Annotated in this window: 8 protein-coding genes; 6 read left to right on the top strand and 2 right to left on the bottom strand. The window is 44.2% G+C overall.

What is annotated here, in order from left to right; all coding sequences use genetic code 11:
* Window positions 1-706 precede the first annotated feature (706 nt).
* The 6 genes from ACRRS0_RS05270 to ACRRS0_RS05295 all read left to right on the top strand — a co-directional run bounded on the left by ACRRS0_RS05270 (window position 707) and on the right by ACRRS0_RS05295 (window position 9,500).
* Window positions 707-1,567 (top strand): helix-turn-helix transcriptional regulator, encoded by an 861-nt coding sequence (locus tag ACRRS0_RS05270; protein ID WP_432454243.1) that lies wholly within the window; start codon window positions 707-709, stop codon window positions 1,565-1,567.
* 80 nt (window positions 1,568-1,647) lie between these two features.
* The gene (locus ACRRS0_RS05275) at window positions 1,648-3,300 is read left to right on the top strand and encodes an ABC transporter ATP-binding protein (protein ID WP_432454242.1); all 1,653 of its coding nucleotides are present in this window, start codon (window positions 1,648-1,650) and stop codon (window positions 3,298-3,300) included.
* Window positions 3,293-5,002 (top strand): ABC transporter ATP-binding protein, encoded by a 1,710-nt coding sequence (locus ACRRS0_RS05280; protein ID WP_432454241.1) that lies wholly within the window; start codon window positions 3,293-3,295, stop codon window positions 5,000-5,002. Before ACRRS0_RS05275 ends, ACRRS0_RS05280 begins: the two co-directional genes overlap by 8 nt.
* Before the next feature lie 73 nt (window positions 5,003-5,075).
* Window positions 5,076-6,332: an MFS transporter gene (locus ACRRS0_RS05285; RefSeq protein WP_432454240.1), complete on the top strand. Its 1,257-nt coding sequence runs from the start codon at window positions 5,076-5,078 to the stop codon at window positions 6,330-6,332.
* A 71-nt stretch (window positions 6,333-6,403) separates the two neighbouring features.
* On the top strand, window positions 6,404-7,360 hold the full coding sequence (locus tag ACRRS0_RS05290) for a helix-turn-helix domain-containing protein (protein WP_432454239.1): 957 nt from the start codon (window positions 6,404-6,406) through the stop codon (window positions 7,358-7,360).
* A 106-nt stretch (window positions 7,361-7,466) separates the two neighbouring features.
* The gene (locus ACRRS0_RS05295) at window positions 7,467-9,500 is read left to right on the top strand and encodes a TonB-dependent siderophore receptor (RefSeq protein WP_432454238.1); all 2,034 of its coding nucleotides are present in this window, start codon (window positions 7,467-7,469) and stop codon (window positions 9,498-9,500) included.
* 101 nt (window positions 9,501-9,601) lie between these two features.
* Here the strand turns inward: ACRRS0_RS05295 and ACRRS0_RS05300 are convergent, their stop codons facing one another.
* Together ACRRS0_RS05300 and ACRRS0_RS05305 are read right to left on the bottom strand one after the other, a co-directional pair.
* Window positions 9,602-10,516, bottom strand: a complete 915-nt coding sequence (locus ACRRS0_RS05300) for a pseudouridine-5'-phosphate glycosidase (RefSeq protein WP_432454237.1) — start codon at window positions 10,514-10,516, stop codon at window positions 9,602-9,604.
* Window positions 10,509-11,600 carry a PfkB family carbohydrate kinase gene (locus ACRRS0_RS05305; protein ID WP_432454236.1) on the bottom strand — a complete coding sequence of 364 codons (1,092 nt, stop codon included), beginning with the start codon at window positions 11,598-11,600 and terminating at the stop codon, window positions 10,509-10,511. Before ACRRS0_RS05305 ends, ACRRS0_RS05300 begins: the two co-directional genes overlap by 8 nt.
* Window positions 11,601-11,705 lie beyond the last annotated feature (105 nt).

The raw sequence follows: 11,705 nt of genomic DNA on the forward strand, positions 1-11,705 counted from the left end.
AATGTTCTTTTTTTGTCAGAAAGGTAAAATAATTACAAATATAAGTTGATCTATGTCACATATAGGTAGAGAATTGTGATGTGGATCAGGTAATCATTCGGAGAAAACAACATGAACTCATCAGTAACTACAGAATTTGACGTAAACAACACAAAAAAATCAAGCAGTAATGGCAAGTTGCACAAAACTCTAACTGACATCGCTACTTTGGTAACTATGTTTGCAGTGACAGCTACTATTCAATTATTGCTCACTTTAAGTTGGGTGAACTAACGAAAGGTAGTTAAACATTGTTTTATTGGTGGTTTGGCCTTGTAAGCTTATTTAGTTAATTTTATTTGGGGTCGAAAAATCGCCATTGCTAATCAGCAATTGATTGAGACAGGCTTTGTTTGACGTTTATCAGTCTTTCGTAATTTATTTTTAGCACGGAGCAGTGCACGCCTATTTGCTTGCTCAGTATTGCCAGGGACATGGCCTTATCTGCTTGTCGTTTATCGATTCTTGACGCAATTGAGCTTATTCCTCGTATCCTATCGCAATATTCATCTTCCTCTACTTCGACATTGTTCCATAAGTCTCCTATATCATCTTAAGTCAAAAATTGCCCATCTTAGCCAAAACAATTAGAGATCTATTTATTGCCATTTAAATGATAATCATTATTATTTAAATGAGTGATTAATAAGCATAACAGTGAAACCATATGGATGATTTGGTTACTCAAATAAAACAAGCACAATCGCTTATTGGTTGTTTAGATACGGTGTACCTTGATGGTCGATTAAGAGTCGATATCATCAATGTTCAAGCATCCCGAACCACCATATTAAATGATCCTGTCAACGCGGGTGGTTATCTTACTATTATGGGAAATAATGGTGCTTACAATCCTGACTTCCCTGACTATCCCGCATCTGCATTTGTACATCGTTTTATGGTGACAGTGTTACCCGAATCGAGGTGGCATGACACACTAGTTCTCCCAAGCAATGCGCAAATTCAGGCGATCCGGATCCATTTTCCTCAAGAGCAACCACCTTGTCAGTTATTGATGAAGGATAGTGTGGATGATTTTTTTGTGCCGTTGCAGTTGTACCAGGCCGGATGGCAGTTTCAGTTATTAGGGGAGTTGCGTTATGTGGTCAATTCAGTATGGAATTGTCGGCTGTCAGGAGAAGCGCGAAGGATGTGGATGCTCGGCAAGATGTATGAAATCTTAGCTTTAGCTATATCCCAGTCGAGACCTCAATCGTTAGCTGAAAAAGCAACAACTTTGGTTCGACAACAAATTGATTTGAACTGGACCATTGCTAGTTTAGCAAAGGCCCTGGCAACGAATGAATGTTATTTGAAGCAAGCTTTTCATCAAGAGTATGGCATTGGGGTTGCATCCTGGATCCAGCAATACCGTATTCAGCAAGCTCAACATCAGCTTAAATCGGGATTAAAGCCTGTGACAGATGTTGCATTCTCACTTGGATTTCAAACTAGTAGTTATTTTGCCAAAGTTTTCAAACGTCATATCGGACTTACTCCCTCTGAGTTTCGAAAGATAAATTCCTAAATTTACCTTTTCATTTCCTGAAAGTGACAGCAGACTTTTACCACTCATATAACAATGATTCTTATTTGCATTGGTGGCAGATGTTAGTTAATCAGTCGATGTCCAGAAAGCAGGCTTTTCTTTCGATACTAAAGGAGACACATTTACGCGTCATTACATCAATCGTGTGTGCAGTTCTAGCTTCTATCATTGAGCTCATTCCATGGTTATGTGTTTATCTCGGTGCTCAATCCATGCTTGCTCAGCAGCCAATTGGTGATTATGTTTTGTTGTTGAGTGGAGCGCTAATTATTCGCTATCTGCTTCACTCTTGCGCATTGTGGCAAGCTCACCTTGTGGCCTACCATGTAATTTCGAAACTACGCCAACATATTATTTTATCCTTGGCTGAAATGCCCGTTGAGCGATTAAAAACTTGGCACAGGGCAGATCTTGAGAAACGAATCTCAGAAGATTGTCAGGCCTTGGAGCCTCTAATTGCTCACCACAGTACTGACATCATCAATGGGATCTTGATGCCTATTTTGTTGGCTGGTTTGCTTTTTTATATCGATTGGCGAATTGGCCTAATAGCTTTTATTCCCTTGCCCATTGCAGCAAGTATTCAATTTTTATTTATGCGTGGATTTTCAGGCAGGCTCCATAAGTACCATGATGTTTTAGCTCGAATGCATGCCGCTCAGCTGGAGTTTTTACGCAGTGTTGGCGTGATGAAACTATTTTCGGTGGATGCGAAAGCTTATCAGCAGTTATATCAGGCAATGCGACGCCACCATCGCCTTGTGATTAGTTATACCCAACAAATGATCCGTGGCTGGATTAGTTTTGTCACGATTGCCCAGTGCTCATTTATGCTGGTTGTTCCATTTGCGATTGCTTTTGTGATTGATGGTTCGATGACCAAACCCGACTTGGTGATGGTTGCAGTGATTACTGCTGGTTTGTTAAAACCGTGGTTAGACTTAACCCAGGTGGTGGGTCAAATGCAATCTTCACTTCTCTCATTAGACCGAATCATTCCGCTATTTGGCCAAAAAATACAGCAACAACAGCGCTGGAGCGAGCCCGTTAAAGCAGTGACATGCCGTGATGTCTGCTTATATCAGGGGCAGCAAACGATACTCAAGCAAGCTGAGGGCACCATATTACCGGGTGAACGTGTACTTATTTATGGTGCATCTGGCTCGGGTAAAAGCTCTCTTATCGGAATTCTAAGTGGCTCATTAAAGGCTGACCGAGGTGATTGGTACATCAACGATACACCGGTGAGTCAGTTAAATGATCAACAACGTGCAGGTTTAATCGCCTTGGTTGGTCAACAAGCGATATTTTTTAAAGCTTCGCTCAGAGCTAACTTACTGATTAGCGACTTAAATATTAAGGATGAAGTGATTTGGACCGTTCTGAATTTAATGCGCTTGAGCGATATGGTTGAGCAGTTACCACATCAACTAGATACCCAAATGGATGAAACTCGACGTAGTTTTAGTGGTGGCGAAATGCAGCGCCTTGCCATAGCTAGAGCGATGCTAGCGGATACGCCTATCTTAGTGTTAGATGAGTCTACAGCCCACCTTGATGCTCAAACTGAGTTAGAGGTTCTTGAGGCGCTACGTGGTTATTCGCCGCATCAAATTCAAATTATTATTACTCACAAGCCGAATCAAGTCAGTACTGCGAATCGTCGTTGGCGATTGTGTGATAGCGCGATAGTAGAGGAATACCATGACTAAGTTTCGCTTCTTACTTCAATATAGTGGCGCCAGTTGTCGCCAATTTTGGCTCGGGATTATCGGAAAAATGTTGGCCGAACTAGTGCCAGTTGTGCTTTGGAGTCTGCTATTTATCTTTTTACTCCAAGGTATGACGCTGCCACTGTATGTCTTATTCTTGTTTGCGATTGGCTTAATTGCGTTGCAATTTGTGATAGGGCAAACGGCAAAAAAAAGTTTTATTGGCGCCTATCATATTACGCATCAATTGCGAGAGCGGCTGTTAAATGATCTTCGAAAGCAGCCGCTGGCTTGCCTCGTTGGCAAAGGACTTGGCGAGCGAATGAAACAAATTACCACCGATCTTAAGTTGTTTGAGGATATTCTTAGTCACTTGGTGGCTGATTTTTTAGCCGCAGGCGTGGCGCCCTTTGCGATGTTGATTATGCTGAGTTGGATTTCTCCGATACTCGCAGTATTGCTGGTCGTGATGATTGTTTTGGCATCGACCGTGTTGCTGTTACTAGAGAAACGTTTTAACCAAACCGCGCAACATTATCACCTACATAGTAACCAGACCGCCGATAAACTACTCGAGTATATTGCTTGTCTTCCAATGCTTAAGAGTTTTGGCAATGCAAGAAAGTTGGCGATCCCCCTAAATGATGAAATTGAACAAGTCCGAAAATCAGGACTAGCGCTAGAGGCTACCGGAGGAAAGGGGTTGAGGGCGGCCTGTATCTTACTTGAGCTAGCCTTACCCTTGGTTATGTGGCAGGGGGCTCGTATGGTCGATATTGGGACGCTCACCGCAACCCAATGGTTGGTCGCTGTTGCCGCCACGATCGCCTGTATCAAGCCCTTAACTCGCATGGCTTTTTTCTCAGCGATGTTACGTTACTTTGTGAATGCTGTATTTCGTTTGTATGCTTTGGCGAATACCCCCCTTCAGCAGCAACATGGTCAAGCGCTCACCAGTTATGAGCTTGAATTAGACGCCGTCAGTTTGCATTTAAATCAACAAACAATATTAGATGCTATTTCTATGAAAGTTGCGGCTGGTGAGCATGTCGCTATTGTTGGTCCAAGCGGAGCGGGAAAGTCTAGTCTATTAGATCTGATTGCGGCTTTTCATATGCCCAGCCAGGGGACCATCCGAATCGGCGGTTTAAGTCTCGAACAATCAGGTACCGAACACCTCTATCGCAATATTGCATATGTAACTCAAGACGTTCAATTATTTGCCGGAAGCCTGAAAGATAACCTATTGATTGCCGCTCCTGATGCTTCTGAACAAAGCATGCAGCAAGCCATTGTTGCGGCAGGTTTGGCACCGATGTTACAGCGCTTACCAAAGGGGCTGGAGAGTGAGGTTGGTGAAAATGGTAATCAGTTTTCACAAGGAGAGCGGCAACGGATTAGTATTGCTCGAGCGATTTTGCACGATGCACCGATCCTGCTTTTAGATGAGATTAGCTCAGCTTTAGACATTAATACACAAGCGCAAGTTATGGCGGCTTTAAAGCAATTGAGTATCCAAAAAACGGTGATTACGGTTGCTCACCGTCTAGATACGGTGCTTGATTCAGATCGGATTTACTTATTAGAAAAGGGCCAGATTAGTCATGTTGGCCAGCATGAAGCGTTGTTGTGTTCTAGTTCAAGCTATCAACAGCTATGGAAAGCGAATTGTTCGGGTTATGAAACCGCGGTAGGCATTTAACCACCGCTCAGCTGCCCTTGTAGAATAAGTACGAATCATTACTAAATATTGAGTCATTAATTGAGGTTATCGGATGCAAACGGCAACACCATTATCTTCGAAATTGGGTTTGGGATCTCTGCTGAGCATTATGGCGGGGGTGTATACCATCCAAAGCATTATTGGCATGTTCACCTTACAGGGACTTCCCGCCATCTTGCGCTCCGAAGGTGTATCGACTTCCCATATTGGCCTGTTTTACATCGCGATGTTGCCATGGGCGTTAAAATTTATTTGGTCGCCCACAGTGGAAGAAATACGTAAGCGAGGTGCGAATTTTAGCCATCATGGGTATCTAATTTTAGGTGCTCAATTATTGATCATTTTGTTGCTGCTGTTCTTTGCGACAAAAATAGCACTTACACAGCTCTGGTTGTTGTTTTCCGGTATATTTTTATTAGCCTTGTTGTCGACTTTTGCTGATATTACGACCGATGGTTTAGCGGTGGATCAGCTTGCGCCCCATCAGCGCCACATTGGGAATGTGATGCAAGTGGGCGGAGGGTATCTGGGGGCTATTTTTGGGGGGGGCGTGTTCATTTATTTGAATGGCATTTTTGATTGGAAAACCGCACTGCTGTTGTTGATAGTATTGGTTGGATTGATGTCCTTACCTTCGCTGAAATTATTCACCAGCAAAGTCGTTGTGTCTGCTGTTAAAAGTAAGACTCGACCTTCGCTTAGAAATGCCTTGGTCAAGCACCAAGTGCGACAAGGTTTAGTCGTGGTTTTTCTTTGTCAGTTTGGAACCCGAAGTGTGTTAGCGATGATGATGCCTTTTTTATATGACCAAGGGATCCAGCTTGAAAGTTTAGGTTTGCTGGTGGCTGGAGGTAGTGCCTTGACCGGATTTATTGGTGTTGGCTTGAGTGCTTGGCTGATCAAGCACAGCAGCGCTGGTAAGTTATTGTTGGGATGTTTATGCCTTGAATTATTGTTGTACATTGGATTTTTCTTCTATGCCGCAACGTTTTTGACTCAAAGCCAGGGCTTGGTGGTGCTATTTACCCTGAACGCAATTGTCGGTTCAGCTAAATTTGTTGTTTTATATACCTTAATGATGGACTGGTCATACGGTGAGCAGGCGGGAGTCGACTTTTCTCTATTCCAATCTATGGATATGGTTGTGGGGATCCTCATGGCGGTCATTTGCGGCTGGTTAATCTCTCAATTTGGTTATGCGGTTCATTATGGCTTAGCTATTTTAGCCAGTGGCTTTGCGATTTTTAAATTACGTGGTTTGTTATTAGCCAGACCTTTTAATGCGGTAAGCGAAACCCATCTCGCTTAAATTGAGGGTTTACTGCTCATCTTGAGTCAGTGATTCATCGAGGGATGTATGTTAGTTAAGGATGCGTTTTTATGGTTTCACCGTTAAATCTTCAAGCGGAAATTTCGCTCACCCAATTATTGTTAGATACACCAATGCAAGATACTTCAATACAAAATCAATGCCGATTATTACGTTGCAAGTTACAACCAGGCATTGATTTATTTATCTGGCAAAGTCAGCTGGTAGAGCCATTTAAACTCAGGGCTTACGATGATTTGGGGATGATAAATTTCACTTGTGCATTAAATGGTCAGTCAGAATTTTCTCTTAAGCATGAAAAGGCGCGTCGAAGATATCAGGTTTCTGAGGGGGCTAATTGTATTAGCTTCACCCCTGGTTGCCACGGCACTGCCTTATATCAAGGGCAATTTGAGAGTTTGGTTGTCGCAGTGCAGCCACGTATTTTGGAGCAATGGGGGATTGATCCAGGGGCGGTTATTCAAGCTCAGTTGAAGGCTCAATGTTGTTTCCTACAAAGTCCTTATCATCGCGAAATTCAAACCACCGCAGCTTTATTAAAACATAAATTACTAAAAATGGCTGCATACCCTCCAAGCCAGCGAAGTGCATCTTCGTTGTGGTTGTTGGGACATAGCATCATCTTTGTTAGCTTGATGTTGGAACAGTATCAGCAACAAACGGTTACGGGCTTCAAGCTGACTCAACAAGAGCAACAAAAGCTACAAGTTGCAAAAGAGTTGCTGCTCGCCGATTTAACTAAGGCACCTAGTATTTCTAGTTTGGCCTCCGAAACGGGTTTAAGTGTGCTGAAGATAAAACGTGGATTTCGCTTACTATTCGAGAATAGTGTTTATGGATTATTTCAAGTGGAACGAATGAAAGAAGCAAAAAAGCGCTTGTCAGCAGGGAATGTACAAGTTTTAACCGTTGCTTCCGATCTTGGCTATGTGAATGCGAGCCATTTCTCTAGCGCCTTCTATAAACAATTTGGGGTGAACCCTTCAACTTATAAACGTAGTTTCTAAAAGATGTTATGGATACCGAAACGGGCATAAGAAAAACCTTTTCGGGTAGTCTTTAGTGTTGCAAATGATTATCATTTGCAACACTAAAGGATGACAAGGAAACAACATGAACCTTAATGGCTTTTATCTATTGGTCTTTATCAGTACGTTAAGTGCTCCGGTAGTTGGTGCGGAACCAAGTCCCGATGAGGCTGGGGCCTTAGGCACCATGGTCGTGACGGCGAGTAAACAATCCGCTCACGCGGCATCATCAATTAATGTGTCTTCGAGTGTTGTGGATAAATATCAGCTTGAAGATGCCAGAGTCACTCAGGTTGAAGATTTAAGCCGAGTATTACCAGGTTTGAAAATTGAAAAGAGTGGTAGTTTATTGTTTCCTATCGTTTCTTTGCGGGGGGTGTCGTCGGCGCAAGATTTTTATCACCCTTCGGTGAGTATCTATGTGGATGGTGTTCCACTGCTCGCCACCGACATGTTACAAGTTTTAAATAATGTTCAAAGCGTTGAAATGTTACGTGGTCCTCAGGGAACGCTATATGGGCAAAGTGCGCAGGGTGGGATCATCAATATTGTGACAGCGAAACCAGGCAATCGAACCCAAGCTTTTGTCGCTGGAGGTTGGGCAAGCCGTCACAGTAATCATGGCAAGATACACGTAAGCGCGCCGATACAAAAAGGCCTGTTGTATGCGAGTGTGACTTTATCGAGACAAGATGATAATGGTGACTTCACTAACCCTGCCACCGGCAGTGATGACTTGGGTGGGGCAGCAAGTGAGTTGGGCAGCATGGCATTTCGTTTGGCGCCCGATGACCATCCTTGGGAAGCCAATTTAAAGATCAGTCATAGTTGTACCGAAGCGAGTCAAGATACCTATATCGATTACGATGATATTGACAATAAAACCTTAAGTCTTCTTGACGGATCGCCAGATCCCTATTTGAAACGTTGCTCCAATAGCCAATCGCTTGCTGGAACTTATACGGCGGCCGATTGGGAATTAATGATGCTTACGGCTTTTCAACAACAAGATTATCAACGGCTTTTCCCAAATGGTTCGGTAATTGCCAATATGCCTGAAGATTGGCAGCAAAATGTACAAGAAATTCGGCTCGCTACCCGCGGAGCTAAACGTACAATAGACGCTGTTTTCGGGCTCTATCGTCAATATACAAAACAGCAACTTAATCTTTCTTATGATTTGTTATCAGGTCCCAATTATCAAACTAGTGATGCTCAAACCACAATGCAAACGATCGCTGCCTACAGTGATTTAACATGGCATGTTAGTGAGCGATTTAATCTTGGAGGTGGTCTGCGTTTCTCGCATGAGCGGGCTAAAACTAGTTATGCTATTTCGCAAATGGGGACCCCTTATAATGCTCAAAATAGTTTGCAAGATAATCACTTACTTGGGCAGTTATCCTCTGGCTATCAGCTCAATCAAGCATGGTACTTATATTCAAGAATAGCCCAAGGCTACAAAGCGGCGGGATTCAATATTATTCCTACCGCGAGCTCATCAGCGGAGCCATATGAGCAAGAAACGTCTATCAACTATGAGCTGGGTTCACGTTATCAGGCGGGGCCGCTGCAAATTCAGAGTGCAATTTTTCATACCCATACCAAAGATATGCAGTTGTATTTTGGTCCTTTGGGTGGGCAAACACTATCGAATGCGGGAACAGCAGATGCGACGGGGATCGAATTGAGCTCTAGTTGGCAATTTAACCCTATTTGGACTTGGGATATTGATGGGACTGCAGTACATGCTGAATTTACCGATGACAGTCTTTTATATGCTGGAAACAAGGTGCCTTTTGTTCCTGAGTTTAGCGGGTCGACGAGTTTGAATGGAGCCATTGATGGGGCCTATGGCATGTTGACGCCTCGCGTGGCTTTGAATGTTGTAGGGCCGCATTATTTTGATGGTGATAACCAGCTTCGACAAGCCAGCTATGCACTCACTGATCTTCGGCTTGGATGGCAGGCAAATGACAAGTTTAATCTTTCGGTGTATGCCAATAATGTATTTAACCGTCGTTACCGAACTTATGCCTATAGCAGTGGTAGCTCAAATTATGCTCAGGCTAATGTTGGTCGAACCATTGGTATCGATTTACGTTACGATATTTATTAGTTGAAGGACTGTTATCAAACGGTAGCTTAGTTCGAAATGTTTAAGCTACCGATTTTAAACAGGCAAGTAATCTGTCGATTACTTGCTTAGCTGTATATGACTTAGGCGCAGTAGGCGATGGCAATCGCCGCGCCAAGGCGTGCATTGTTCAGCACCAGCTGAATATTACTCTCTAAGCTATCCCCACCTGTCAGCTCACACACGCGGGCCAGTAGGAAGGGGGTTGATTGCTTACCACTAATCCCTTGCTGTTCGGCTTCTTGTAAGGCTTGCTCAATGGCAGCATCAATGCTGGCCTTAGGCATTGCATATTGCTCTGGAATGGGGTTGGCAATGACCGCCCCACCTTGCAATGCTAACTGTTGTTTAGCTTTTAAAACGTCAGCTATTTGCTGGGCTGAATCTAAGCGATAATCTACTTTAAAGTCGCTTTCACGAGTGTAGAAGGCGGGGAGGCTGTCGGTTTGGTAGCCGATGACCGGAACACCATTGGTTTCTAAATACTCTAAGGTTAAGCCTAGGTCGAGAATCGATTTGGCACCGGCGCAAACCACCGCGACATTGGTTTGCGATAACTCTTCTAAATCCGCAGAAATATCGAAACTTTGTTGAGCACCGCGATGCACCCCACCAATTCCGCCAGTAGCAAAGATTTTCACACCAGCCATGGCGGCTAAGATCATGGTTGCCGCTACTGTGGTTGCGCCATGTTGACCCGCTGCAACCACAAAGGGAATGTCACGACGGCTGACTTTAGTGACCGACAGTCCGGCTTTACCTAGTAGTTCAATTTCGTCCTTTTCTAAACCAACTTTGAGTCGTCCATTAATAATCGCGATGGTCGCTGGAATTGCGCCTTCTTCGCGCACGGTCGCCGAAACCTGCAGGGCCGTTTCAACATTTTTCGGGTAAGGCATACCATGAGAAATAATGGTTGATTCCAGCGCGACAACTGCTTGGTTGGCTGCGAGGGCTGCGGCGACTTCGGGATGAATGTCGAGAAAAGAATTAAGCATGGTGACTCTCCATATGGCGGCGTACCGCTCGTTCAGAAATAAGTGGATTGATCGTGTGTTCGGATTGGGTGGCAATTTGCGCGCAGGCGAAGGCAAATTCGACACTGTCTTGCCAGGACCAGTTTTGTAAGCTTGCGTGGCTCATGCCTGCCATCATCGCATCTCCGGCACCGGTGACATTGATGACTTGCGGGTTTACATTGCTTAAGCGGATCACTTGCTGCTGATCACTGGCGTAGATCCCGCGCGCCCCTAGACTCAGTAGCAGTTTGTTCACACCAGCCTGATGTAAGGCTTCGCAAACCCGTGGCAAATCATCGTCACTATTAATGGTGACGCCGCTGAGCAGCTCGGCTTCGATTAAATTTGGTTTTAGCAGCTCTATTTGTCCCAGATAAGGCCTTAGTTTATGGGCCTTATTAGTGGACACTGGATCAACGAAGATTGATGGTGTTTCAATACAATCAAATAAGTAGGCCAGCGCATCTTCGGATAGGTTGGCATCGAGGATCAGAAGGTCTGCATAACTTAGCAATGACTTGTGTTTCACTAACTGACTTGAATCTAGTTCTTCTAAGATCCGCATGTCGTTGAGTGCCAGTTGCATCTCACCCGAGGCATCATGGATTGAAAGGTAAGTGGCGGTATGACTGGTTTGACTACGTAATAAGTGGCTCACGCCAATACCTGCTTCTTGGCAGGCTGCAATCAGTTGCTCTCCCCATTGGTCTTTACCGATATTGGAAACTAAGTCTACTTTACTGCCCAGTCGCGCAAGGTTATCGGCGATATTACGGGCTACGCCGCCGGGGCTATTGTGCAGGGTGCCTAGGTTGGAATCGCCAGCAATTAAAGTGCCGCTGGCTTTGCCGCATAAATCCATATTGGCGCCGCCAATCACCACCGCACTACGTTGGGAGGCAATAATATATCCCTTGCCTTTAATCAGACCTTTATTGGTTAAATTCATGATATGACCGGCCACCGCACTGCGGCTAATGCCCAGTTGGCTGGCCAGTTCTTGCTGGGCGATCATTGGGTTATCGCGCAGTATCGTGAGAATTTGTTGCTCTCTATTTGTCACAAACAAATGTCCGTTTTGCAAACTTAAGTTCGTATTGTAGTCTACTGCTCAGAAAAATAAAGTACAAATTTTGCTGCTTGGGTGCTGGCCAATATTCATTCGCAG

This window comes from Agarivorans sp. QJM3NY_29, from assembly GCF_050870835.2.
GTDB lineage: Bacteria > Pseudomonadota > Gammaproteobacteria > Enterobacterales > Celerinatantimonadaceae > Agarivorans.

Excerpts from the sequence above, each read along its gene's own strand:
- ACRRS0_RS05300 (WP_432454237.1), bottom strand. The coding sequence starts at position 10,516 with ATGCTTAATTCTTTTCTCGACATTCATCCCGAAGTCGCCGCAGCCCTC.
- ACRRS0_RS05290 (WP_432454239.1), top strand. The coding sequence starts at position 6,404 with ATGGTTTCACCGTTAAATCTTCAAGCGGAAATTTCGCTCACCCAATTA.
- ACRRS0_RS05270 (WP_432454243.1), top strand. The coding sequence starts at position 707 with ATGGATGATTTGGTTACTCAAATAAAACAAGCACAATCGCTTATTGGT.
- ACRRS0_RS05285 (WP_432454240.1), top strand. The coding sequence starts at position 5,076 with ATGCAAACGGCAACACCATTATCTTCGAAATTGGGTTTGGGATCTCTG.
- ACRRS0_RS05275 (WP_432454242.1), top strand. The coding sequence starts at position 1,648 with ATGTTAGTTAATCAGTCGATGTCCAGAAAGCAGGCTTTTCTTTCGATA.
- ACRRS0_RS05280 (WP_432454241.1), top strand. The coding sequence starts at position 3,293 with ATGACTAAGTTTCGCTTCTTACTTCAATATAGTGGCGCCAGTTGTCGC.
- ACRRS0_RS05295 (WP_432454238.1), top strand. The coding sequence starts at position 7,467 with ATGAACCTTAATGGCTTTTATCTATTGGTCTTTATCAGTACGTTAAGT.